This window comes from Geovibrio thiophilus (assembly GCF_004087915.1).
GTDB classification, from domain to species: Bacteria; Chrysiogenota; Deferribacteres; order Deferribacterales; family Geovibrionaceae; genus Geovibrio; species Geovibrio thiophilus.
In genome coordinates, this window is record NZ_CP035108.1 from 1,138,265 (window position 1) to 1,162,626 (window position 24,362).

A 24,362-nucleotide genomic window follows, 5' to 3' on the forward strand; every position below is an offset into this window, starting at 1 on the left:
ATCTATGAAAAGAAAAACAGCAGGAATCCTGCTTAATATACTATTCGGCATCTGCCTTTTTTACACCTCCGCCTTTTTCTCATGGACGGCTATGTCAAAATTCGATTTCGGCTATTCCGCAATGTACAGCATGCTGGACATTGACGGCATGGTGAGGAAATATGCGCCGAAAAACGCCGACAGTGAGAAGAAGCTGTTTGTTCTCACCGACAGAGAGGAGCATGAGCGGCTTTTCGGGGAGATAAGCGGCTCCGTAAACAACGCTGGTGAAGGGCTTGAGAGAATTGAGTTTAGACCCATGATGACGGATCAGTCATACAAGCTTCTCACAACGCCGGAGATTCAGCATCTTATGGATGTTTCGGATGTGGTGTTCTGGTTTAAGATAAGCTCATATTTTTTCATAGTCGCCTCTCTCTTCTGCATTATCGCCATGACAAACCAGAAGATCCGCCCCGCAAGACCGCTTGTAGCCGTGCCTGTGACATTGGGTGTTCTCTGCCTTGGCGGGGTGCTGATTTATGTTTTCGGCGCAAAAGAGGTCTTCTACTTTCTTCACGAAGTGATTTTTAAGGAACATCAGTGGTTCTTCTATTATGAGGAATCACTTATGACCGTTCTTATGCACGCTCCGGATATTTTCGGCTATATTGCCTTAATGCTTGTTATATCTGCATTTGTTTTTTATACTGCCCTTATGTTCATAGCAGGCTTTCTTTTCAGCCTTAACAGAGGGATAAACTAGAAGTGCGTTTCTATCATACGCTGATCATGGTTTACGCTACGGTCATGACATTCTCCGCCCTTTACGCTCCCCAGCCGCTCCAGCCCATATTAATGAGCGAATTCGGCGTAAGCAAGGAGCAGGCGGCGCTGCTCACCACTGTGACGATGATTCCTCTGGGTATAGCACCAATAGTTTACGGCTACATGCTGGAATCCTTCTCATCCAAAAAACTTTTTCTCATCGGAATAGGTTCTCTTGCTCTTCTTCAGCTTGCGTTCTTTTTCACAGATAATTTTAACCTGCTTATAGTTATACGCTTCTTTGTGGGGATGGCTATTCCTGCGGTGCTGACATCCGTAATGACTTATATCTCCACCGTAACCAAACGGGAAACCGTACAGCGGCAGATGGCTTATTATATATCCTCAACTATTCTGGGCGGCTTTGCCGGAAGGTTTTTTTCGGGGCTCATCGCCTCATATTTCGGATGGCGGTGGACATTTCTCATACTTGCATTCAGCCTTTCGTTTGCGTTTCTGCTGATCCGCAGCCTGCACGAGGCGGAGATTCAGGTATCGAAATTCAGTGTGCGCTCTGTTCTGGATGTGCTTAAGAAGAGGCAGTTCGCTACAATATATCTGCTTATTTTCGCCACGTTTTTCACATTCGCAGCGATGCTTAACTTCATTCCGTTCAGGGTGAGGGAGATAAGCGCGGGGTCTTCATCATTCACAATAGGCGTTATGTACATGGGTTATATCATGGGCATAGTTATGTCGCTGAATGCGCTGCGGATTATAAAGATTTTCGGCGGCGAGATGAACACTGTCTTCTCTGCTTTGGTATTTTACGCTTTCACGCTGTTCCTGTTCACTTATCCGAGCCTGTATGTGATGTTCTTCGGTATGTTCCTTTTCTGCTGCGGCATGTTTCTGGCGCACTCGGTGGCGTCCGGCTATGTTAATAAAATTGCCGATGATAAAAAGGGGATAACCAACGGACTGTATGTATCCTTCTACTATGCGGGCGGAACATTCGGCTCCTTTGTGCCGGGGTTTGTGTACAGCGGCTTCGGGTGGAACTTCTTTCTGCTGTTCATAGGCTCTGTTCTGTCGGTTTCGGTGGCTGCCGCATGGTTTATTCAGGACAGACGCAGAATTTATTCTTGACTTCTCTTTTAGGATGTTTATAATCACAGACTATGGAAATGACAGTTAAAGGTTTCAATTTTACAACTGGTTTTTGGTGGTGGACGCTTTCAGAATAGGAGGCTGTCCGCTGATACTGTGATAATACAGAGCCGTGCGGCACATGCCGTGCGGCTCTTTTTGGTTTAACCGAATTTGAGAGGGAGTCGTTGTGAAAACAGCGACTCCCTCTCTTTTTTTATAGTCCTGACTGTCACATCCTGTGCAGTCAGGACACACGCTCGCGCCGCATGAATGCGTCTTCGCTTCGCACGGCGCGGCTCCATCCTTGGAGCCGTTTATAGTCCTGACTGCCGACAATCCTGTGCAGTCAGGACACACGCTCGCGCCGCATGAATGCGCCGTGCGAAGCGAAGGCAGGGTTACCCCGTCGTGAGCGTCTTTTCAAAAACACAGGATGTAGTTTTTTGAAAATGCTCAAACGGATGAGAACCTACAACGGTTTTTCGAAATAACTGAAGAATGAATAAATAAAAATTAATTAAGATAGGAGAGAATAGCATGATCTATCCCGAACTCAGCGTGTTCAAGGACATAGCGGAAGGCAAGGCGGACGGAGTAAAGTATGACCGGGCTACGGTTTACAGGGAGATAGCCGGAGACACTCTTACGCCTATCGCTCTCCTGCGCAATTTTTCAAACGAGAAAAACGTGTTTCTTCTGGAGAGTGCGAACCTTGACAAGACCTTCTCAAGGTTCTCCTTTTTCGGACGTAAACCGAAAAGGGTAATAACCTTCAAGGGCGGAACCATCACCGAGGAGAAGGGCGGCAAGAAGAGCACCTTCATGATGAACCCCATGGATTATCTGGGGCAGGAGTTTTTCAGGAGCAAAGGCTACAACGACGGACGCTTCGGAGATTTTGCAGGCGGATTCGTGGGCTATTTCGGCTATGAATCCGCAAATTATATGGGCACACTCCGTGAGCTTCTGCCTGAGCCTTCCGACCAGAATCTCATAGGCTTCTTTGAGGTGGATGAGTTTTATGTGTTTGACAACCGTATGGCAAGGATCTACGCAGGATGCTCCGTTTCCTTGCAGAACGGGGTGGAAGAGGCATACGCCAAAGCGGTAAAACGTACTGAGGCAATGGCGGGCGAGCTCCACGGGCTTAACTTCGATTCCCATGATTCAGGCATGGCAGAGCCTGTGAAGGAGTTCGAGCAGCCTGAATATATGGAGCTTGTGGAAAAGCTCAGGAGCGAGATAATCGAAGGCGAGGCTATTCAGGTTGTTCTCTCCAACAGGTTCGAGATTAAGGCTAAGGTGAACCCCGTGAGCTTCTACAGGGCGCTGCGCAACGTAAATCCTTCTCCTTATATGTTTTATCTCAAGTTCGGAAGGGATGTTCTCTGCGGTTCATCTCCTGAAATCCATCTGAAGGTTGTGGGCAAACAGGCTATTCTTAAACCCATCGCCGGAACCTATCCCATAGGTGAGGACATAGAGGGAATCAAGAAAGCCCTGCTGAACGACCCCAAGGAAATTTCAGAGCACCTTATGCTCCTTGACCTTGCCAGAAACGACCTCTACGCAGGCTGCGAACCGGAAACTGTGCAGGTTGACGAATGCTTTCAAGCTGAGGTTTACTCCCATGTAGTTCACATAGTCTCATCTGTTTCCGGAAGGCTTAAGGAGGATTTTTCACCACTGAACGCATTCATGAAAACCTTTCCCGCAGGCACAGTGAGCGGCGCGCCGAAGGTTAGGGCTATGGAGCTTATCAGCAAATACGAAAGCACACCGAGAGGCTTTTACGCCGGATGTGTGGGGTATTTCGGCTACAGCGGCAACCTTGACACCTGCATAACTATAAGGAGCGCAATGGTTAAGCCGGATAAAATGATACTCCGTGCCGGTGCGGGCATAGTGTACGACAGCAAGCCCGAAAATGAGTTTAAAGAAGTAAACAACAAGCTCAATGCTATGTTCGCCGCATGCGAAAGACTGAAAAATCTGGAGGACAGCAATGTTTTTGCTCGTTGATAACTACGATTCATTCACATACAACCTTTACGCTCTTTTCAGGCTGAACGGCGCGGAGGTTGAACTCATAAAGAATAATGAAACTATAAATGCAGATAAATACGAAGGGATTATCATCTCCCCCGGACCTTCCCACCCTGCGAACTCCGGCACAAGCCTGCACTACCTTAAAGAATACGCGGGAAAAAAGCCGATCTTCGGCGTTTGCCTCGGCATGCAGGCTATAGGCTACCACCTCGGTTATGAGGTTGGCAGGGCGAAGTCCGTTATGCACGGCAAGATTGACAGGGTAAAGGCGGAAAAAGGCGTTATTTTTGAAGGGATTGACGAGTTTGACGCAGTGCGCTATCACTCTCTCGCTGTTAAGGGCGCTGATCATCTGGTCACAGCCAGAGCGAAAAGCGACGGTGAGGTTATGGCTTTGGAGGATAAGGGCAAAATGCTCTTCGGCGTTCAGTTCCATCCTGAGTCCGTGCGCAGTGAAGAGGGCGCGAGAATGGTAACTAATTTCATAAATTTCGCAAGGGGGATAAAATGACGCTGGTACAGAAAACCGCTATGGGGCATGAACTCAGCTTTGAAGAGGCAAGTGAGCTTTTTGACGCCATAATGGCGGGGGAACTCACTGAGGCGGAGATAGCCGCTGTTCTGGTGGCTATGCGCCTTAGAGGGGAAACGCCGGATGAGATCGCCGGCGCTGCAAATGCCATGAACAAGAAGAAGATACGTCTCGACAAGGGCGACAGGATAGTCATAGACACCTGCGGAACGGGCGGCGACGGCAAATCGACAATCAATGTTTCCACAGCCGTTTCCCTTGTGCTGGCTGCGGCGGGCGTGAATATAGTGAAGCACGGAAACGTGGCACAGAGCGGCAAGGTGGGCTCCGCTGACATTCTCCGTCATCTCGGCGTTCCCATAGAGTTTGATGAGGGAAAGGACAGTGAGTATTTTGAGAAGCACGGCTATGTCTTTCTCTTCGCTCCGAAGTTCCACCCCGCAATGAAGTACGCCGGACCCGTGAGAAGGGCGATCAAGGTTCCCACGGTGTTCAATTTTCTCGGACCGCTCTCAAACCCCTGTGATCCGGACTATCAGCTCATAGGTATCAGCAACATAGATAAACTGGAAAAGCTCGCCAAGGCTATGGAAAGGCTCGGACGCACAGGGGTAATACTCTACAGCTCCGAAGACGGTTACGATGAGGTGTCAAGCAATGCGCCTACGCTCTGCTACAGGATCACCGCTGAAGGCGTGGATAAATTCAGCGTTAATCCGGCTGACTTCTTTGCTCTGTTTGAGATGCCTGTGGTAACTGACAGCGACGACGCAAAAGTAAAATTCCTCAAAGCCATATCAGGAGAGGATGAACAGCTTACGAATCTCATAGCGCTGAACACCGCTCTGGCTTTTTATGTGAGCGGAATCTGCGCTGATATGAAAGATGGTTTTGAAAAGGCAAAATCCGTGATAAAAAGCGGAAAAGTGGTTGAGAAACTCGAAAGCCTCAGAGGATAAGATGCTGGATGAAATAATTGCCAATAAACGCAAAGAGGTGGAAACCCTGAGAACTTTTCACGGCAGGCGGAATAAGCCTGTTCTGAATTTCAGGGAATCGCTCAGGACAAAGCCCATCATCGCGGAGGTGAAGAAGGCTTCCCCTTCCCTCGGCGATATAAATACTGCGGCAGACCCCGTTATTCAGGCGAAAACCTACGAACGCCTCGGCGCGGGAGCGGTGAGCGTTCTGTGCGATGAAAAATACTTCAAAGGGAGCATCAGCGATCTGGCGGCGGTTGCGGCGGAGGTCAAGATCCCCGTTCTCTGCAAGGACTTCATCATCGATGAGAAACAGATAACCAACGCCTACTCCGCAGGTGCGGACTGCGTTCTGCTCATGGCATCGGTGCTGAATAAGGAGGAGATGCTTTATCTTGCTAAAAAGGCACGGATTCTTGGGCTTGAGATACTATTTGAAGTGCACACGCTGGAAGAGATAGAAGCGGTGCTGGCATGCGAACCGAAGCTTCTGGGAGTGAACAACCGCAACCTGAAAACGCTGGAAATAAACATGGGTTACGGTGCGCACATGCTGGATATTCTGAACGGAGACTACATGAAGGTGGCGGAAAGCGGAATGAAAAAGCCGATGGATGTCGCCATGATGCGTGGAGCGGGGGCGGACGCGTTTCTCATCGGCTCCGGGCTTATGGCTTCCGACAGGCTGGAGGAGCTTTTCGCTGAGATGATGGCGGCGGCATGTTTGTAAAAGTTTGCGGTTTAAAAACATTTGAGCAGATAGATAAAGCGGTTGAGCTTGGTTACGATGCCGTGGGCTTCGTGATGCACAAACCAAGCAAAAGATATGTGAACGCAGAAGAGGCAGCAGGACTGATAAAACACGCTCAAGGAAGGATAAAGACGTTCGTTGTCGGTGTGACCTTTGATGAGGTGAAAGAAGCTGCGCATCTGGCGGATTATGTGCAGGTGTCCGAGGCTGTGAGCCTGCCGAATCTTGCTTATGCTTCGGACAGAGATGAGCGGGATGTGAAATGCGCCCTGTTCGTTTATGACGCAAGCAGAGGCTCAGGGGTTTACAAGGGTTTTCCCGAATGGCTCAGCGCATACAGAGATAAGCTGCTTATCTCCGGCGGACTGAGCCCTGAAAACGCTGCGGGCTCGGTGAGGGCGGTGCGCCCCTTCGGTGCGGATGTTTCCTCCGGAGTGGAGAAAGACGGCGTAAAAGATTATGAGCTGATGAAAAAATTTATAAACGCAGTAAGAGGAGCGGATATATGAAAGGATTTTTCGGTGATTTCGGCGGCATGTTCGTTCCCGAAACCCTTGTTCCTGCGCTGGAACAGCTTGAGAGAGAATTTAACATCCTGAAGGACGACCCCGTATTCACGGCGGATCTTCAGAGATACAGCACAACCTACATCGGCAGACCCTCTCCGGTTTACTACGCCTCAAGGCTGTCCGAGAAATACGGAACGGAGATTTATCTTAAAAGGGAAGACCTTAACCACACGGGCTCCCACAAGATAAATAATACAATCGGTCAGGCGCTCCTTACCCGCTACATGGGTAAGAAAAGGATAATCGCCGAAACCGGCGCGGGACAGCACGGCGTGGCGACCGCAACTGTCGCCGCTCTCTTCGGGCTGGACTGCACAGTCTACATGGGCGCTGTGGACGCGGCGAGGCAGAAGCCGAACGTGGACAGAATGAAACTCTTGGGCGCGAAGCTTGAGCTTGTGCATGACGGCTCAAAAACGCTGAAAGATGCCACAAACGCAGCAATGCGAGACTGGGTCAAGAATGTTGAGGATACGCACTACATAATAGGCTCTGTTATAGGACCTCACCCGTTTCCTGAGATGGTGGCGCACTTCCAGAGCGTAATCGGCAGAGAGGCAAGGGCAAGCTTCGAGGAGATGGGCTTTCTTCCCGATGCGGTTGTCGCCTGTGTCGGCGGGGGCAGTAACGCCATAGGTATATTCAAGGGCTTTCTTGACGCTCCCTGCGAGTTATACGGCATAGAGGCGGGCGGTCTCTCGGATAACGAAGGGGATCACGCCATGGCAATTGGAAAGGGTAGGGCGGGCATTCTCCACGGCTGCATAACCTACCTTGTGCAGACGGCGGACGGTCAGGTGGCTGATGTGCACTCCGTCGCCGCAGGGCTGGATTACCCGGGCATAGGACCCGAGCACTCGTATCTGCACAGCACAGGCAGGGTTATCTACGACAAGGTAAGGGATGAGGACGCTGTCTCAGCCTTCCGTGAGCTTGCCCGCAGGGAAGGGATAGTTCCCGCTGTGGAATCAAGCCATGCCATAGCGTACGTGCTGAAAAATCCGGATAAGTTCAATGGCAGAAGAGTGCTGATAAATCTCTCCGGCAGGGGAGACAAGGATTCAGAGAGGGATATATGAGAGGGATATACATAGTCGGTAATTATCCTGACAAAGACAGTTTTACCAAATGTTTTGACGCCGTCATAAGCGCCGGATATGAGTTTGTGGAAATAGGCGTTCCATTCAGCGAACCCGTGGCGGACGGTCCTGTTATAGCTTCCGCGGTGCAGGAGGCTTTAAGCTCCGGTGTGAAGGCAGGGGATGTTCTGGCGGGGCTTAAGACTCTTAAGAAGGGGGATGCGAAATTATATGTAATGACATACGCCAACATCATATACAGCTACGGAATAAAGCAATTCTCGGACGATTTTAAGGATGTGCTGTCAGGACTCATTATCCCCGATGTGCCGAATATGCTTCACAGCTATTTCTATGATCAGGGCTTTGAAATTCCGGTAATTCCCTTTGTCACTCCCGAATCAAGGGAGGAGGACATCAAAAAAGCAGCCGGACTTAAGGGGGATTTCATCTATTTCATAGGGATTAGGGGCATAACGGGCGGCAGCGTGGATCTCTCCTCTCCTGAAATCTCCGACAGGGTTAAACAGATAAAGACCTTTACAGATAAAAAGATAGTCATGGGCTTCGGCATAAAGGATAAAACCGATGCCGACAAGGCGCTCAAAGTTGCGGACGGCTTCGTGGTAGGTACTGCGGCGGTCAAGCTCCAGAAGAATACTGCGGAATACACTTCTTTCGTTAATTCACTTGTCTGAAATCACTTCCTCTCCCCGCTGTGCAATATGATTCGGCGGGGAGCGTCTTTTAAGCCTCGACCACTTTAGCTTGATAATTAATCATCCGAACGTATAATTGTTTAGGATATACAATAGTAAATCATAAATTTTTGTGAGGCTTTCCATGTCATTGCTCAGTAACATCAGAATCAGGACAAAATTGTTTATAAGTTTCGGAATATTACTTCTTCTCCTTGCGACAGGCGGTTTCGTGGGGCATAGAAGCACCCAGAGCATTGACGACCTTCTGCGTGAGGCTCTTCGGGTCAGGATGCCTGCTGTCCAGCTTCTCCTTGAGGCTGACAGGGATCTCCACCAGCTTCTCATTGCCGAAAGAACAATGATTTTCTCCAATGCGGAAAGCGATAATTTCCAGAAACTGCTGAAAGATTATAATGATAACGCGCAGCAGTCCCGTGACAGAATTAATAAATATAAAGAGACTGCCGTTACCCCCGAGGAAAAAGTTCTTCTTGAAGAGTATGAACACCTGAGAAGAGAATGGGAGGTTATTTCAGCCAAGATTGTTGAAACCCGCAGGGAGGATACCAGCGAAGGCAGAGGGATTGCTCTCATGCTCACCCTTGGTGAAGGCGCAGAGGCATTTCAGGCAATGAGAGACAAGATCGATGCCCTTACAGGGCTTAACGACAATTTTGTCGCAGAACTCGGAGTCAAGTCAGCCGTTGTTGAGAAACGGGCGTCCTTCGGGCTCACGGCTTTTGTTGTTTTCGGTCTGCTTTTCGGGCTGATTGTCGCTGTTGTTATAGCACGGGCTCTTTTGACAGGAATAAGAAGTGTTAACGATGTTCTCAAGCAGATTTCCGAAGGCGAAGGAGATCTCACGGTTTCCCTCCCTGTAAAGGGCAGGGATGAAATAGGCGAAATGGCTGAGCATTTCAACAGATTTGTTAAAAAGCTTAATCAAATAATAAACTCGGTCAAGGATTCCGCCCGTCAGGTCGCGGCAGGCAGCTCACAGCTTTCCTCAACGGCGGAACAGCTTGCGGTGAGTTTCGGTGATCAGTCATCGCAGATAGTTTCCACAGCATCTGCCACAGAGGAGATAAGTGTTTCATCGGAAGAGGTTCTGCGTTCTCTTGATGATATGAAGGAGAAAACCGCCACCGCGGACAAAAGCATAACCGCGGGCAGAAACAAGCTTCTTACGGCTGTTAAGGAGATTCTGGCGATTAAGACAAATGTGGACAGTCTCGGCTCCACAGTGGACAATCTTTCGCAGTCTTCCCAGAAGATAGGAAATATACTCAATGTTATTAACGATATAGCTGATCAAACGAACCTTCTGGCGCTCAATGCCGCAATAGAGGCGGCAAGAGCGGGTGAACACGGGCGCGGCTTTGCCGTGGTAGCTGACGAGGTGCGCAAGCTTGCCGAACGCTCGCAGACAGCCATCAAAGAGATCGACGCGATAATAACCGCACTTCAGAGCGAAGCGAATACCGCTTCTTCAAGCATGTCAAAGGCAAGGGAAAAGGTTGAAGAAGGTGTGGAAACTATTGAGGAAGCGCAGAACTTTTTTGACAATATAGTAGATTCCGTCAAGCAGATAGATACCACCAGCGGTATTATCTCCTCCAGCGTTGAGGAGCAGGTAACGGCAATCCAGAATATAAACCAGAACACTCAGGTTATTTCAGGCAATATTGAGCGCAGCTCATACTCCATTGATGAGATAGCGAGCACTGTTTCGGAGCTGAGCAGGCAGGCTGAAAGCCTTGAGTCACTGGTGAGTCGATTCAGAACGTAAGATTTAAACTTTTTAGAGTATTCTTGATAGTATTTTTAATAACACTGTTGACATGGCTGTCGGCAGTGTTATTTTATTTTCAGAGGTGGAACTATGAACAGAATCTCCGCAAATGATGTCAAAACAAAAGGTGTCAGCGCTTTGGAGAATGAAACTCTGATCACAGTGAGGGGTGAGGACAAGTTTGTTGTGCTGGATATGGAATATTATAACTATCTCCGTGGGTGCGAACTGGAAAAAGCCATTGCTGACAGCCTCAAAGATCTGGAAAGCGGAAAATATTACAAAGAACCTGTCGAAGCGCATATCAGACGCATAGCGAATGAAATTTGAGTTAATATATACGGAAAGCTACTGCCGTAAGGCTGCAAAGTTTCTCAGGAAGCATCCTGAGATAAAAGAGCTTTACGCTAAAACCCTCACTCTGCTGGAGCTTAATCCCAGTCATAATTCACTGCGTCTCCATAAGCCTGAGGGAAAGTTCAGCGGTCTTTTTTCGGTCAGTATAAATATGCAGTATCGTATATGTATTGAGTTTTTCATTTCTGACAACAAGATAATTCCGGTGCACATCGGCAGCCACGATGAGGTTTACAAATAAGATAAATGGACAAATACCCTCTGCATGAAATACCGGAATATCCGGGAGTTTACCTTTTTATAGGCAAAAAGGGCGAAATACTTTACGTGGGCAAGGCAAAGAACCTTCGCTCCCGTGTTTCGTCATATTTTGCCGATACTGATAAGCCTGTGAAAGTGCTCCGTATGGTTGAGGCGGCTGTCTCCCTGCGGTTCGTTGTGACTGACAATGAGGCGGAAGCCCTTCTTCTGGAAGCTAATTTTATCAAAACAGAGCAGCCGAGATATAACATCAGGCTTAAAGACTCCAAAAGCTATCCGTATATAAAGATCACCGGCGAACGCTACCCTAAACTTGCCGTAACCAGAAACACATCGGATGAAAAAGATTCGTACTTTGGTCCTTTTGTGAACGTGAGCGAGCTGCGGGGCATACTCTCGGAGATTTTGCGTGTTTTTCCGCTGCGTTCATGCAATGACCGAAAATTTGCTGAGAAAAAGCACTGTCTGAAGTTTCAGATCAAGAAATGCCTTGGTCCCTGTGAAGGGACAATTTCCGAAGAAGAGTATATGAGGATGGTGGAGCAGATCCGTACCTTCTTCAAAGGAGATACGGACGGAGTCAGGGAACGTCTGAAAAGCGACATGGCTCTGTATTCCGAACGCATGGAGTATGAGAAGGCAGCGTTTATAAGGGACAGGCTGCGCTCAATGGAAAAGCTTTTTTACCGTCAGACCGTGGTTTTCACCGATGAGCACCGCGCCGTGGATGTGTTCATTCCTCATACTTTTGAAAACCTTCCCGGAATCACCACACAGTTCATCCGCAACGGCAAGCTCATTGGGAACGAGACGGTGTTTTTTGAGGATGAAAACACGGAAAACATTCTGGAATCTTACATTATGCAGTTCTACGGACAGGTACGCCAGTTTCCCGATGTGGTGGTTCCCTTTGGTCTGGATGACAACTCCAGACTGGCGGAAGCCTTAAGCAAAATGGCTGGAAAAAAGAAGACCGTAATTACCAGAGGTTTCAGGAAGCTTCAGGAAACGGCGCTGGAAAATGCCAGAATTCAGACAGAAACCTACATCCGCCAACTGGGGAGACGCAAAGACGTTAATGAGAGGCTGAAAAGTCTGCTGAAAACAGACAGAGACATCCGCCGGATAGAGTGTATCGATATATCGCACCTCGGCGGCAATCATACAGTCGGCGTGGCGGTTACAGGCATAGACGGGCACTTCGCCAAAGGCGAATACCGGAAATACAAGATCAAATCCGCTGAAAATGACGATTTCACATCTATTTATGAGCTCTTTACCAGAAAAATGGAGAATATAGCCGAAGGCTCGGAAACGGCGGCAGATCTGTACATTATAGACGGCGGGATCGGGCAGCTTAATTCCGCCGTGCGTGCGGCTGAGGAAGCGGGGTCGGACTCATTGTTTATCTCTATTTCTAAAGGGCGCAGCATTAAGTTCATGAAGCATGACGGAGCGGAATCCATAGAGTCGATACATCTTTACGGGCGTAAAAACCCTGTGAACCTCAAGAAAAATGATCCTCTGCTTATGTTTGTGCAGAGAATGAGAGACGAAGCGCACAGATTTGCCATTACATATTCACGCAGTCTGGCGCTGAAAAACCTCACTAAATCGCCGATGCTTGGTATCGAAGGGCTGGGTGAAAAACGCCTGAGAAAACTCCTTGAAACAATTCCTGACATACACGCACGCAAAGGGATAACGGCGGAGGAGATCAACGCTGAAACAGGTATTCCGCCTGATGTCTGCCTGCGTGTGGCGGAATATCTCAGAACTGTCTGAACCGGAAGTCACTCTGAGCGTCGGCGAAGAATCAAATCATTGTGATCATTCTAAGAATTGGGGCATAACAGTTCCTAGGATGGAACTGCGCCGTGCGAAGCGAAGTCATGTTTATCACGGCGTGAGCGTGTATGTCAAATTCCCATGGAAGGGAATTTGGCATTAATAGTAAAGAGGGTGGCGACCCCGAAAAGCCGGAGCCGCCTTAACCCTCAAGCTGGAAGGAACTTAGCCTGAATCGCCCAATTCAGACTTCGCCGTGAGCCGACAGACTTTTCGTCAGTGAAGGGGGACTTCCCGAAAAAGCGTTCTGTCAGCTCAGTTTTATTATGAGGTCGCCCGCCTCAATCTTATCCCCTTGGTTAAGGAGGACTTCTGCGATTTCGCCGCCTGCTGCTGCGGAAATTTTAGTCTCAATCTTCATGGCTTCGGTGATAACGAGGAGATCCCCTTTGCTCACCTTATCGCCTTTTTTAACATTTATCTTGGTGATTGTTCCGGGCATTGTGGCGCATATATCCTGCGGGTTGCCCAGCTCACCTTTAATATTTGACTTTATAATGTCTGTCAATGTGTTATCTTTTATTTTAACAGTACGAGGGGTTCCGTTTAACTCAAAGTAAACTTTGCGGCAGCCCTTCTCATCAGGCATACTTTCGCCGAGATACTTAATTATCAGTGTCTTACCCTGCTCGATCCTCACTTCTATCTCCTCTTCCTTGCGGAGAGGGTAGAAGAATGATTTTGTATCAAACACTGACGGATCTCCGTATTCGGCTGTAAACTTAACGAAATCCTTGAATACTGCCGGATAAAGAGCATATGCTAGAATTTCTTCATTGTTAAAGTCACGCCCGAACATTTTTTTAAGCTCAGCATGCGCCGCTTCAAAATCATAGGGAGGAAGGGCATCCCCCGGGCGCTCGGTTATTGCTTTTTCATCCTTCAGCACTGCCTTCTGGAGTCTGTATGGGAAGCCGCCGTAAGGCTGTCCGAGCATCCCTTTGAAGAAGGATACAACAGAATCCGGATAAGAAAGTGTATCACTCTTATCATATATATCGTCAACGGAAAGATTGTTTCTTACGAGAAATAGTGCAAAATCCCCCACAACCTTTGAGGAGGGGGTGACCTTGATTATGTCGCCCAGCTCGGAGTTCACCTGCGTGTACATGTTGCGCACTTCTTCCCAGCGGTCAATTAAGCCCATTGCCTCCACCTGAACAATAAGGTTGGAATACTGCCCGCCGGGGATCTCATGCTTGTAGACTTCCGCCGTGGCGGATTTGAGTCCGCTTTCAAAAGGGAAATAATAACGGCGCACACGCTCGAAATAGTCTGATACCTTCTGGCTCCATTCCGCATCAACGGAGGATGCCTTCTTTGTGAACGCAGTTGCGGCGAGAATGGAGTTCAGGTTCGGCTGGCTGGTCAGCCCGCTCATGGAGCTTATGGCAGCGTCGACTATGTCCGCTCCGCCTTCAATAGCCATTAGTACAGCCGCCTCGCCGTTTCCGCTGGTGTCGTGTGTGTGGAAATGAACGGGAAGTCCTGTCTCTTCCTTGATTGCTTTCACAAGTGTTTTGGCAGCATACGGTTTAAGCAGCCCTGCCATGTCCTTTATGCCTATGATGTCGGTTCCCGCTTCGGCGAGTTCTTTGGCGAGTCCGGTATAGTATTTCAGGGAATATTTTGTTTTAGCGGGATTTTCTATGTCCCCCGTATAACAGATCGCCGCTTCTGCTATGCGTCCGTTCTTTTTGACCTCTTCAATGGCGGGGATCATCTGTTCTGTCCAGTTGAAACAGTCGAATATTCTGAAAACGTCAATGCCTGACTCGGATGCCTGCTTGATGAACGCTTTTACCACGTTGTCAGGATAGTTGGTGTAGCCAACGGCGTTTGAGGCACGCAGAAGCATCTGGAAAAGGATGTTCGGTATGCGCTCACGAAGCTGGTGCAGCCTGTCCCAAGGGGATTCCTTGAGGAATCTGTACGCCACATCAAAGGTTGCGCCGCCCCACATCTCAAGGGAGAAGAGCTGGCTGAGGTGTTTGGCGTACGAATCGGAGATTTTCAGCATATCGTTGGTGCGCACTCTTGTTGCCAGAAGCGACTGATGGGCATCCCTGAAGGTTGTGTCAGTGAAGAGAGTCTCCTTGGAGTTGCGGATATGATCCATAACTCCCTGAACGCCGCAGCGCATGAGAATATCTCTTGTGCCGGAGGGGATTTTCTCTCCGTAGGGAATCACGGGCACGTCAGTTTTCGGGAGGATTCGTTCAGGCGTGAGTCTGACGCCGGAGGGGTTGTTCACCACATTGTTTGCGAGGAACATAAGCGCTTTCGTCGCCCTGTCTTTGAGTACGGGAAACTGGAAGAGTTCAGGAGAGTTGTCCACGAATGTAGTGTATATATTGCCCTCAAGGAAATCCTTGTGGTTGATGACTTTTTCAAGAAACGGGATGTTCGTTTTCACTCCTCTGATTCTGAATTCGCTTAAGGAGCGGCTCATTTTGCTTACGGCTCTATGAAATTGAAGAGAATGGGTGGAAACCTTTACCAGAAGAGAATCATAGTGCGGGGTGATCTTGGCGTTGGTGAATCCGTTGCCTGCGTCAAGGCGCACACCGAAGCCGGTTGCGATTCTGTACGCCTCAATTTCACCGGTGTCAGGCATGAAGTTGTTGGCGGGGTCTTCTGTGGTTACACGGCACTGAATAGCGTAGCCTGATTTGGATACCGCTTCCTGAGATTTTATGTCAATATTTTCGCTCGCCATCAGCTCGCCTGCGCTGATGAAAATCTGGCTCTGCACTATGTCTATTCCGGTGATGAGCTCCGTTACAGTGTGCTCCACCTGAATGCGGGGATTGACCTCAAGGAAGTAAAAGTCGTTATTTTTGTCCACAAGGAACTCGACGGTTGCGGCGTTCTTCAGACCTGATGCCTTTCCGATGGCTATGGATGCCTCGTACATTTTATCAAGGGTTTCCTGAGCGACGTTGATGGAAGGAGCTATCTCTATGAGCTTCTGGTGTCTGCGCTGGACGGAACAGTCACGCTCGAAAAGATGTACTACGTTTCCGCCTCTGTCTCCAAGGAGCTGCACTTCTATATGCTTGGGTCTCTCTATGTATTTCTCAATTATTATGTCGCCGTTGCCGAACGCCTTGAGGGCTTCGCTTTTTGCAGAGTCAAAGTTTTCCGCAAGCTCTTTTTCATCGCGCGCTATGCGGATTCCTCTTCCGCCGCCGCCGGCTATTGCCTTAAGTAGTATCGGGTAGTTAATGTCCGCCGCGGTCTTTTTAGCTTCGGCGAGATCCTTTATCACTCCGGCAGAACCTCTGATCACGGGCACACCGCAGGAGACGGCAAGGTCTTTAGCGCTTTTCTTGTCGCCGAAAATTCTGATTGTTTCGGGCGACGGACCCACGAATATGATCCCCTTCTCCTCACAGGCGGCGGCGAAGTCTGCGTTTTCGGCAAGAAAACCGTAGCCCGGGTGGATTGCGTCAATGTTTTCACGCACGGCGAGTTCGACTATTTCGTCAATATTGAGGTAAGCAGCAACGGGGTCAAGCCCTCTTCCGATATGGTAAGCCTCGTCCGCTTTATATCTGTGGAGAGAGTAACGATCTTCGGTTGAGTAAACCGCAACTGTGCGGATTCCCAGTTCTGTACAGGCACGGAAAGTTCTGATGGCGATTTCGCCCCTGTTTGCGGACATAAGCTTCTTAATGCGCATAACTTATCCTTATTTTTGTTGAAAGTATTCGATAATAGAATAATGTATTATTGATGTCAAGCCCTAAGATATAAGGGTGTATGGCATATTTAATTATTTTCTTAATATTGAAACGGTGTATAAATTGGTATGGATAATAAAAAATAAAATACATGGGGTAGTTTTCTTATTTTTTAAGGATTACTGCATGTGTTGATAGGTGTAGGCTATAATTAAACAGGGGTATATTATGTATAATTACTTAATTATTGACTATGAAAGGATATAGTCGATTGATAAAATTTATTCCGCATGAAACATGGCTTTTGTTTTTTCCGAAAGTTCAACAAAACCTTTGACACTTACAAATGTCAGAATATGATACGGCTGATTCAGGCGGAGGTTTGGATGAAGAAAAAAATTATAATGCTTATGACGGCGCTTTTCGTCAGCGTCAGTGCCTTCGGTGCCACAATAGACGAAATTCTCGCTTCTTTCAGTAAGCTGCAAAGCTATAAGGCCGATTTCAGACAGATTACGGAGATAGAGAACTTCGGCAAGGATGAGTACGTCGGCAGAATTTACGTTATAAACAAATACCGCGCCCTGTGGGACTACAGCTACCCCTACAGACAGTATTACCTTTTCACATCCGACAGGGTGGACTATTACGACAGTGAGATACGCCAGCTTGTCCGCCAGAAAAACGCCGAGGGCAACCAGAACGCCATCACAAGACTTATGCTTGATATAGGCAACATCCGTAACAATTTCCACGTCACACTCAGCGGGGACAATGTGCTTAATCTTGTACCTCTCAGTGATATAGGCGTCAGATATATCAAGGTGGAGACCGACGGCAGCCGGATAACGAAGGTTATCAGCGAAGACCCCACAGGCAACAAAACCGAAGTAACTTTCACCAACATCCAGCTTAATGCCGACATAGATAAAAAGGTATTTGAACCGACAGTTCCGTCAGGCACAGAAGTCTTTGAATACAACTAAGCCGCACATTTCCATGGATGGTAAATTTTGGATTATTAAGAAAAGACAATGCGCCGTGCGTAGCGAAGGCGGGTTCATCCCGCCGCGAGCGTGTACATAAATCCGGCAGGACGCGCGGATTTATGTTATAAAGTCAGTTCTGAAAAATCCTCTCCGGCCCTCCTTTGCGAAAGGAGGGCTTTTTCTGTTTATCCGCAATAGCTTCCCTCTTTTTTTAAGAGGGATTGAGAGGGATTTCGCTGAATAGAGTTAAATTTATCTTTGTATTTGTCATCAGGCAGCGCATGCGACCGTTTTTGTTTTTTCCCTTGACCTTAGTGTTTTTCCGTAAGTAAATTAGCAGAAGGTGAGGAGGATACGCTCATGCCGGTCAACCGAATTCTGCCCGATGAAGGGCTTGCCGTAAGGCTCATGGACGATCTCGCTATTCTGGCGGAACCGTCATTCAAAGAGTATAAAACCACAAAATATATAACGGCTTTTCTGGAAAAGATCGGGATTAGTCCTTCCCATATATTTGAAACAGGCTGTTACGGAACACTGGATTTCGGCGCGGAGAAAACAGTCGCCTTCAGGGCGGACATAGACGCTCTGCCCGCCAATCCCGAAAAGACCGAATACCGCCACCTCTGCGGTCATCATCACAACATGACCGCTCTCCTTCTGCTGCTTGAAGCCGTGCAGAGGAGCGAAGCCAAACCGAAAGTAAATATACGCTACATTTTTCAGCCCGCCGAAGAGATAGTGAGCGGTGCTAAGTTCATGATAGAAAAAGGCTGCCTTGAAGGTGTGGACTGCATATTCGCCGCCCACGCCGAAAACGAGATCCCCATGGGGAAGTCTGCCGTCAAATCCGGTCCGTGCATGGCAGGCTCGCACCATATAGCCGTGACCTTCACTGGCAAGGCGACTCACGCCGCAATGCCCCACCTCGGCAATGATGCTGTCACCGCCGCTGCGGATTACGTGACAAAGGCGCAGATGATTGTCAGCCGCCTGAAGGATCCCACGCTTCCCGGGCTCATTTCCTTCGGGAGCATCCACGGCGGCAGCGCCGACAATATCATCCCCGAAAAGGTTGAACTGAAGGGTACTTTCCGCTATTTCCATACGGAGGTGAAGGCGGTCATTGAAAAAGGGCTCAAATCTCTTGCTGTGAGCATCGAAGAGCTTTACGGTGTGAAGATTGAGCTCGAAATAAAGGACGGCACGCACCCCGTGCTGAATGACCCTTCTCTCGCCGCGTTCATATGCGATCTTGCGGACGCCGAGAGCCTGCCCCGGGTTCCATACGACAAGCTTACCCTCGGCGGAGAGGATTTCTCTGAGTATGTTAAGCTAGTGAAAGGGGTTTTTCTCTGGACCGGAGCAAACGAAAAGGGGAACCATCCGCCTCTGCACAGCGGTGATTTTTATGTGCCGATGCCCACAGTAACGGCTTCGGCGAATATGTGGATTAAGCTTGCTTACGGCATAGACAAGTACTTCGTGTAAAGGAAAAGGATATTGAATTTCCGTCTGGCGTATACTTATCTTGCGCTGAAATCCGTGAAAGGGATAAGCGATGAGACGGTTTCAAAGGTTCTGGGCAGGCTCGGTACTCTGGACGGTTTGTTCGATCTCGGACTGACCGAGCTTGCCGAAGCAGGCTTCAACCAGCGTCAGGCGCAGGCGGTGTTAAGCCGCAATGTGGACAGGCAGTTTGTTGAATCACAGATAAGTCTCGCCCGAAAGCATAATATAGACATCACAACAATAGAGGAGGGCGGCTACCCGCCCATGCTCAGGGAGATACACTCGCCGCCTGCGGTGCTTTTCAGCCGTGGCAGGCTTGAACCTCTCCGCATGCCCTGCATAGCCGTTGTGGGGTCAAGAAACGCCTCCCGCTCCTCCATGGCATATACAGAGAAGCTGGCGGAAGACCTTGCGGAAGTCGGCTTTAATGTAGTCAGCGGATTTGCCGCGGGGATCGATATTCACGCCCACAGGGGCGCACTGAAGAAGGGCTACACCACGGCGGTTCTGGGTAACGGGCTTATGAGCCTGTATCCTGAAGCAAATGCCCGCTATGCGGACAGGGTATGCGAATCCGGATGTTTTCTGAGCGAATTTCCGCTGGACGAACCTCCTCACGCACGCAATTTTCCCATACGCAACAGGATAATAAGCGGGGTTTCCCATGGTGTTGTCGTGATTGAGGCTTCCACAAAGAGCGGCTCACTCATAACCGCCAGATACGCTAACGAGCAGGGCAGGGAGGTGTTCGCAGTACCCGCCTCGCCCGACAGCAGAAACCGCGCCACAAACGACCTCATCAGGAACGGGGCAAGGCTTATAGAGAACTATTATGACGTTGTAGAGGAGTTCAGCCGCCTTCTGCCGAGGGGAAAATTCATTGACAAACAAGAAGAGTGTAATATAGTCTTTGACAGTCCTGAAAAGCACAAAATCTATAACCTCCTTGCAAAAGGTCCCCTGAACAGAGACGAACTTTGCATCACGGCAGCAATGAAAGTCGGTGATATGATGGTAATCCTCAGCGAGCTGGAGCTTGAAGGGGTTATAATTTGCGACATTGACGGCAAATACAGAATAAACGGAGGCGCAGGTGGAAAAGTTTGTGATTGCACTTAATCTGGTAATCGATTACATCGACTCCTCTGACAAGGTCAGCGAAAAGGATCTTGCCGACTACCTCCAGTCCACAGGCTTTGAGGACAACGAGATAAGACAGGTGCTTGCCGTTCTCGATATGAACAGCTTCGCCCCTTTTGCGGGCTACAGATACTTCTCCAGAAAAGAGAGAAATATTTTCACGGACGAGTCTATGAACTACCTCCAGAAGCTCCATATCACAGGAGTTATGGATATGGTTTCTCTGGAAACAGTCATTGAGTCTCTTCTTGATACGGACAACTACCGTATAGGGGTGGAGCAGGTGAAAAACCATGTTCTTTTCTGTCTCATGGAGAAAAAATCCCTCTTCGCCGAAAGCGCGGGGGATTATGAGGAATACGATCACTAAGCGGGTGCGGGTGTATGGCTAAAAACCTTGTTATTGTTGAGTCTCCGGCGAAAGCCAAAACTATAGAAAAATATCTGGGCAGAAGTTTTAAGGTTCTTGCGAGTGTTGGTCACGTGAAGGATCTTCCCTCGAACAAGTTGGGAGTCGATATAGAAAACGGGTTTCAGCCCGAATATATCACTATCAGAGGAAAGAAAAAGGTTCTCGACGACCTCAAGAAAGAGGCGCAGACGGCTGAAAAAATCTTCTTAGCTCCTGACCCTGACCGTGAAGGTGAGGCAATCGCATGGCATATCGCAGGCGAGCTCGGCAAAAAGAACATGGAAAAAATCAAGAGGGTCTATTTTAACGAGATTACCAAAAAAGGTATTCAGGACGGGATAGAAAGCCCTGTTGACATAAACATGGACATGGCAATGGCTCAGCAGTCCCGCCGTGTTCTGGACAGGCTTGTGGGTTATCTGGTCAGCCCGCTCCTGTGGAAGCCTCTTAAGTTCGGTCTTTCCGCAGGAAGAGTGCAGTCCGTGGCGCTCCGCCTCATCTGTGAGCGCGAAGAGGAGATAGAGAAGTTCAAGCCGGAGGAATACTGGACGATTGACGGCATGTTCCTTCTGGATAATGACGAAAACAGGAAACTTAAAGCCAGACTCGAAAAAAAGGACGGCAAAAAGATAAAAGTCGGCAAAAAAGAGGAGGCGGACAAGGTTCTTGCTGATCTCAAAAAAGCCGCGTTCTCCGTAACAGATGTAGCGAGAAAGACAGTAATGCAGAAGGCTCCGCTGCCTTTCTCCACCTCCATGCTTCAGCAGGAGGCGAGCCGCAAGCTTGGCTACTCCGCCAAACGGACTATGATGACCGCTCAGAAGCTGTACGAAGGTATGGATCTGGGAAGTCAGGGACCAATGGGGCTTATAACCTACATGCGTACCGACTCGGTGAGAATATCCGATGAGGCGGCAAAGGAAGCGGCGGACTATATCAAAAAGGAATTCGGTTCCGACTTCCTCACAAAAGGCATGAGAAAAGCCAAAGAAGCTAAGGTTAAGGCTCAGGACGCTCACGAGGCGATCCGCCCGACTGCGGTTGAGCGTACGCCCCAATCAGTTGAAAAGTTTCTTTCCGCAGAGCAGTACAAACTCTATAAGCTTATATGGGAACGCTTCGTGGCAAGCCAGATGGCGGATGCGGAGTATGACCAGAGCACAATAACAATTACCGGCGGAGCCTATGAGTTTAAGGCTCAGGGCAAAATCCTCAAATTCCCCGGTTTCAGACAGCTTTACATTGAAGGCGACGAGGAAGCTCAGAAAGATGCCGAGGCGATCCTTTTCGATATAAAAGAGAATACCCCCGCAAAACCCGAAAGCTTTGACCCCAAGCAGAACTTTACCCAGCCCCCCGCAAGGTACACAGAGGCGAGCATCATTAAAACCCTTGAGCAGGAAGGGATCGGGCGACCCAGTACATACGCCAGTATCATATCAACAATACAGGAAAGGGAATATGTTGAGATTATGGAGAAAAAGCTCCGCCCTACGGAGCTGGGACGCATTGTCAACAGGCTCCTTGTCAGCAACTTTCCCAGTATATTCGAGATAAAATTCACTGCAGGGCTTGAAAATGACCTTGATAAGGTGGCAGAAGGCGCTGTTAAGTGGGATGAGGTACTGGACGAATTTTTCAAGAGCTTCAAGCCTGTTCTTGCTGTTGCGGAGAAACAGTTCAGCGTTAACTTGACCCTTGATTCCGACTGCCCGAAATGCGGCGGCGGACTTGTTATAAAATACGGACGCAACGGCTCTTTCGCCGCATGCTCCAAATACCCTGAGTGTGATTTCTCCTCCGATTACGAGAGGCAGGAGGACGGAACAATTAAACTTATCGAAAAACCTAAAAACGAATCAACAGGAATAGTGTGTGACAAATGCGGGAAAGAGATGGTGCTCAAAAAATCCCGCTTTGGTGAAATGCTCGCCTGCTCCGGCTACCCCGAGTGCAAGAACATCAAGCAGTATGTGCGTGATGAGGAAGGCAAGGTTAAGCTTGTGGAGGAGATGACAGCCGAGATCGAGACCCCCTGCCCGAAATGCGGCGGCAAGCTCGCCGTTAAAAAAGGGAAAAGGGGCAACTTCATAGCCTGCTCCGGCTATCCCGAATGCAGCTTCACGGCTAACATCACCACGGATGCCAAAGGGAATATATCCCCCGAGATTCTCAAGGTTGACGAAAATGTCAAATGCGAGAAATGCGGCAGTCCCATGGCGTTGAAAAAAGGTCCCAGAGGGCGCTTTTTCGCCTGCACCGCATATCCGAAATGCAAAAACGCCAAGCCTATTCAGACTCTGGAAGACGGCACCATAACCGTTAAGGAATAATTCTTTTCATGAACCCCGTTCATATTATCGGAGGCGGTCTCGCAGGGAGTGAGGCCGCTTATCAGCTTGCTAAACGCAATATCCCCGTGATTATTTATGAGATGCGCCCCGAGGTGATGACTCCTGCCCATTCAGGCGGGAATTTCGCTGAGCTTGTTTGCTCCAACTCCCTCAAATCGGAGGCGCAGGATACAGGCTCGGGGCTTCTTAAGGCTGAGCTTGAGCTCATGGACAGCATGCTTATCCGCATAGCGAAAGAGTGCAGAGTGCCTGCGGGCGGCTCACTTGCCGTGGACAGAGACATGTTCTCCGCAAAGGTCACTGAAACACTCTCCGCTATGGAAAACGTGCGGATTGTGCGCGGCGAGGTTAGGGATATTCCCGCTGACAGACCGCTGATTATCGCAAGCGGACCTCTGACCTCTGACACTCTGGCGGATAAAATAAAATCTCTCATGGGCGGCGGACTGTATTTCTTTGACGCCATATCCCCCATAATCGATTTCGATTCCGTGGACATGACCAAATGCTATTTTAAGAGCCGCTACGGCAAGGGCGATCCGGATTATCTCAACTGTCCGATGACAAAGGATGAGTACGATGCTTTTTATGATGCGCTCATGGAGGCTGAAAAGGTTGCCTTTGAGGACTTCGAGAAGATGAATGTCTTTGAAGGGTGCATGCCCATAGAAGAGATGGCGGCGAGAGGGCGCAAGACTCTTGCTTTCGGTCCACTGAAGCCTGTGGGACTTGAGCATCCCGAAACTGATAAGAGATATTACGCTGTCCTTCAGCTCCGTAAGGAGAACGGGGAGGGCACCTCCTACAACCTTGTAGGCTGCCAGACCAAGATGAAAACCGGTGAACAGAAGCGTGTTTTCCGCATGATTCCCGGGCTTGAGAATGCGGAATTTCTTCGCTACGGCTCAGTTCACCGCAACACATATATTAATTCCCCGTCAGGGCTGGACGATAGGTTCAGATATGCGGAAGGCTTCTATTTCGCCGGACAGATAACCGGAGTTGAGGGTTATCTGGAATCCATAGCATCGGGGCTTATAGCGGGTTATGATCTCGCATTAAGACTGTCGGGGGGTGAAAGCAGACCTTTTCCGAAAGAATGCGCCCTCGGCTCTCTGGGACTGTTTGTCACTGATAAATACGAAACGACACGCAAAAAATATGTTCCCAGCAGCTTCCATTTCGGCATGCTTCCCGCATTAGATGAGAGGATAAAGGATAAAAAACTCAAAAAGAACATGATGGCTGAGAAGGCTGTCAATGCCTTGAAGGATTTTTTGGATAATACTGAAATGTAGAATCAGGATGACGTGATCCTGAACGCAGTGAAGGATCTCTCAGTATAAAAGCGGATTAAGGTTATGAATACAGTCCCACTGACGGGACTGCGCCGTGCGCAGCGAAGCCGTGTTTTTCACGGCGCGAGCGTGTATCTTAATCCGACAGGATGT

At 49.0% G+C, this 24,362-nt stretch carries 20 protein-coding genes; 19 read left to right on the forward strand and 1 reads right to left on the reverse strand.

Annotated elements, in window-relative coordinates; genetic code table 11:
• The first annotated feature begins 4 nt into the window (after nucleotides 1-4).
• From EP073_RS05385 to uvrC, 13 genes are all read left to right on the forward strand, one after another.
• Nucleotides 5-745, forward strand: coding sequence for a lipoprotein intramolecular transacylase Lit (locus EP073_RS05385; protein WP_128466141.1), 741 nt, complete (start codon nucleotides 5-7; stop codon nucleotides 743-745).
• A 2-nt stretch (nucleotides 746-747) separates the two neighbouring features.
• On the forward strand, nucleotides 748-1,896 hold the full coding sequence (locus EP073_RS05390) for an MFS transporter (RefSeq protein ID WP_128466142.1): 1,149 nt from the start codon (nucleotides 748-750) through the stop codon (nucleotides 1,894-1,896).
• Between the two features lie 540 nt (nucleotides 1,897-2,436).
• Nucleotides 2,437-3,921, forward strand: a complete 1,485-nt coding sequence (locus tag EP073_RS05395; RefSeq protein ID WP_128466143.1) for an anthranilate synthase component I family protein — start codon at nucleotides 2,437-2,439, stop codon at nucleotides 3,919-3,921.
• Nucleotides 3,905-4,459, forward strand: a complete 555-nt coding sequence (locus EP073_RS05400) for an anthranilate synthase component II (RefSeq protein ID WP_128466144.1) — start codon at nucleotides 3,905-3,907, stop codon at nucleotides 4,457-4,459. The genes EP073_RS05395 and EP073_RS05400 overlap by 17 nt, the downstream gene beginning before the upstream one ends.
• Nucleotides 4,456-5,439 (forward strand): anthranilate phosphoribosyltransferase, encoded by a 984-nt coding sequence (trpD, locus tag EP073_RS05405; protein WP_128466145.1) that lies wholly within the window; start codon nucleotides 4,456-4,458, stop codon nucleotides 5,437-5,439. The genes EP073_RS05400 and trpD overlap by 4 nt, the downstream gene beginning before the upstream one ends.
• Before the next feature lies 1 nt (nucleotide 5,440).
• Nucleotides 5,441-6,190, forward strand: coding sequence for an indole-3-glycerol phosphate synthase TrpC (locus EP073_RS05410; protein ID WP_128466146.1), 750 nt, complete (start codon nucleotides 5,441-5,443; stop codon nucleotides 6,188-6,190).
• On the forward strand, nucleotides 6,181-6,720 hold the full coding sequence (locus tag EP073_RS05415; RefSeq protein ID WP_128466147.1) for a phosphoribosylanthranilate isomerase: 540 nt from the start codon (nucleotides 6,181-6,183) through the stop codon (nucleotides 6,718-6,720). The genes EP073_RS05410 and EP073_RS05415 overlap by 10 nt, the downstream gene beginning before the upstream one ends.
• Nucleotides 6,717-7,859 (forward strand): tryptophan synthase subunit beta, encoded by a 1,143-nt coding sequence (trpB, locus tag EP073_RS05420; protein ID WP_128466148.1) that lies wholly within the window; start codon nucleotides 6,717-6,719, stop codon nucleotides 7,857-7,859. Before EP073_RS05415 ends, trpB begins: the two co-directional genes overlap by 4 nt.
• Nucleotides 7,856-8,557, forward strand: coding sequence for a tryptophan synthase subunit alpha (gene trpA, locus EP073_RS05425; protein ID WP_128466149.1), 702 nt, complete (start codon nucleotides 7,856-7,858; stop codon nucleotides 8,555-8,557). Before trpB ends, trpA begins: the two co-directional genes overlap by 4 nt.
• A 145-nt stretch (nucleotides 8,558-8,702) precedes the next feature.
• Nucleotides 8,703-10,349 carry a methyl-accepting chemotaxis protein gene (locus tag EP073_RS05430; RefSeq protein ID WP_128466150.1) on the forward strand — a complete coding sequence of 549 codons (1,647 nt, stop codon included), beginning with the start codon at nucleotides 8,703-8,705 and terminating at the stop codon, nucleotides 10,347-10,349.
• Nucleotides 10,350-10,442: 93 nt separating this feature from the next.
• Nucleotides 10,443-10,682, forward strand: coding sequence for a type II toxin-antitoxin system Phd/YefM family antitoxin (locus tag EP073_RS05435; protein ID WP_128466151.1), 240 nt, complete (start codon nucleotides 10,443-10,445; stop codon nucleotides 10,680-10,682).
• Nucleotides 10,672-10,950: a type II toxin-antitoxin system RelE/ParE family toxin gene (locus EP073_RS05440; RefSeq protein ID WP_128466152.1), complete on the forward strand. Its 279-nt coding sequence runs from the start codon at nucleotides 10,672-10,674 to the stop codon at nucleotides 10,948-10,950. Before EP073_RS05435 ends, EP073_RS05440 begins: the two co-directional genes overlap by 11 nt.
• A 5-nt stretch (nucleotides 10,951-10,955) precedes the next feature.
• Nucleotides 10,956-12,755, forward strand: coding sequence for an excinuclease ABC subunit UvrC (gene uvrC, locus EP073_RS05445; RefSeq protein ID WP_128466153.1), 1,800 nt, complete (start codon nucleotides 10,956-10,958; stop codon nucleotides 12,753-12,755).
• Between the two features lie 313 nt (nucleotides 12,756-13,068).
• Here the strand turns inward: uvrC and EP073_RS05450 are convergent, their stop codons facing one another.
• Nucleotides 13,069-16,503: a pyruvate carboxylase gene (locus EP073_RS05450; protein WP_128466154.1), complete on the reverse strand. Its 3,435-nt coding sequence runs from the start codon at nucleotides 16,501-16,503 to the stop codon at nucleotides 13,069-13,071.
• 387 nt (nucleotides 16,504-16,890) lie between these two features.
• On the opposite strand from EP073_RS05450, the gene EP073_RS05455 reads away from it, so the two are divergent.
• From EP073_RS05455 to trmFO, 6 genes are all read left to right on the forward strand, one after another.
• The gene (locus tag EP073_RS05455; RefSeq protein WP_164885283.1) at nucleotides 16,891-17,490 is read left to right on the forward strand and encodes a LolA family protein; all 600 of its coding nucleotides are present in this window, start codon (nucleotides 16,891-16,893) and stop codon (nucleotides 17,488-17,490) included.
• Between the two features lie 363 nt (nucleotides 17,491-17,853).
• Entirely contained in the window at nucleotides 17,854-18,984 is a 1,131-nt protein-coding gene (locus EP073_RS05460; RefSeq protein ID WP_128466156.1) for a M20 metallopeptidase family protein, read from the forward strand.
• 12 nt (nucleotides 18,985-18,996) lie between these two features.
• Nucleotides 18,997-20,124: a DNA-processing protein DprA gene (gene dprA / locus EP073_RS05465; RefSeq protein ID WP_164885284.1), complete on the forward strand. Its 1,128-nt coding sequence runs from the start codon at nucleotides 18,997-18,999 to the stop codon at nucleotides 20,122-20,124.
• A complete protein-coding gene (locus tag EP073_RS05470) occupies nucleotides 20,099-20,515 on the forward strand; it encodes a DUF494 family protein (RefSeq protein ID WP_128466158.1) in 417 nt (138 codons plus the stop codon). The genes dprA and EP073_RS05470 overlap by 26 nt, the downstream gene beginning before the upstream one ends.
• 14 nt (nucleotides 20,516-20,529) lie before the next feature.
• On the forward strand, nucleotides 20,530-22,890 hold the full coding sequence (gene topA / locus EP073_RS05475; protein ID WP_128466159.1) for a type I DNA topoisomerase: 2,361 nt from the start codon (nucleotides 20,530-20,532) through the stop codon (nucleotides 22,888-22,890).
• A gap of 8 nt (nucleotides 22,891-22,898) precedes the next feature.
• Nucleotides 22,899-24,209, forward strand: coding sequence for a methylenetetrahydrofolate--tRNA-(uracil(54)-C(5))-methyltransferase (FADH(2)-oxidizing) TrmFO (gene trmFO, locus EP073_RS05480; RefSeq protein WP_128466160.1), 1,311 nt, complete (start codon nucleotides 22,899-22,901; stop codon nucleotides 24,207-24,209).
• Nucleotides 24,210-24,362: the final 153 nt, after the last annotated feature.

What these genes read in the sequence shown, in the direction of transcription:
- EP073_RS05415 (WP_128466147.1), top strand. Translation starts at nt 6,181, where the DNA reads ATGTTTGTAAAAGTTTGCGGTTTAAAAACATTTGAGCAGATAGATAAA.
- EP073_RS05450 (WP_128466154.1), bottom strand. Translation starts at nt 16,503, where the DNA reads ATGCGCATTAAGAAGCTTATGTCCGCAAACAGGGGCGAAATCGCCATC.
- topA (WP_128466159.1), top strand. Translation starts at nt 20,530, where the DNA reads ATGGCTAAAAACCTTGTTATTGTTGAGTCTCCGGCGAAAGCCAAAACT.
- trmFO (WP_128466160.1), top strand. Translation starts at nt 22,899, where the DNA reads ATGAACCCCGTTCATATTATCGGAGGCGGTCTCGCAGGGAGTGAGGCC.
- EP073_RS05395 (WP_128466143.1), top strand. Translation starts at nt 2,437, where the DNA reads ATGATCTATCCCGAACTCAGCGTGTTCAAGGACATAGCGGAAGGCAAG.
- trpB (WP_128466148.1), top strand. Translation starts at nt 6,717, where the DNA reads ATGAAAGGATTTTTCGGTGATTTCGGCGGCATGTTCGTTCCCGAAACC.
- EP073_RS05385 (WP_128466141.1), top strand. Translation starts at nt 5, where the DNA reads ATGAAAAGAAAAACAGCAGGAATCCTGCTTAATATACTATTCGGCATC.
- EP073_RS05440 (WP_128466152.1), top strand. Translation starts at nt 10,672, where the DNA reads ATGAAATTTGAGTTAATATATACGGAAAGCTACTGCCGTAAGGCTGCA.
- trpA (WP_128466149.1), top strand. Translation starts at nt 7,856, where the DNA reads ATGAGAGGGATATACATAGTCGGTAATTATCCTGACAAAGACAGTTTT.
- EP073_RS05410 (WP_128466146.1), top strand. Translation starts at nt 5,441, where the DNA reads ATGCTGGATGAAATAATTGCCAATAAACGCAAAGAGGTGGAAACCCTG.
- EP073_RS05455 (WP_164885283.1), top strand. Translation starts at nt 16,891, where the DNA reads ATGAAGAAAAAAATTATAATGCTTATGACGGCGCTTTTCGTCAGCGTC.
- EP073_RS05430 (WP_128466150.1), top strand. Translation starts at nt 8,703, where the DNA reads ATGTCATTGCTCAGTAACATCAGAATCAGGACAAAATTGTTTATAAGT.
- EP073_RS05460 (WP_128466156.1), top strand. Translation starts at nt 17,854, where the DNA reads ATGCCGGTCAACCGAATTCTGCCCGATGAAGGGCTTGCCGTAAGGCTC.
- EP073_RS05400 (WP_128466144.1), top strand. Translation starts at nt 3,905, where the DNA reads ATGTTTTTGCTCGTTGATAACTACGATTCATTCACATACAACCTTTAC.
- EP073_RS05435 (WP_128466151.1), top strand. Translation starts at nt 10,443, where the DNA reads ATGAACAGAATCTCCGCAAATGATGTCAAAACAAAAGGTGTCAGCGCT.
- uvrC (WP_128466153.1), top strand. Translation starts at nt 10,956, where the DNA reads ATGGACAAATACCCTCTGCATGAAATACCGGAATATCCGGGAGTTTAC.
- trpD (WP_128466145.1), top strand. Translation starts at nt 4,456, where the DNA reads ATGACGCTGGTACAGAAAACCGCTATGGGGCATGAACTCAGCTTTGAA.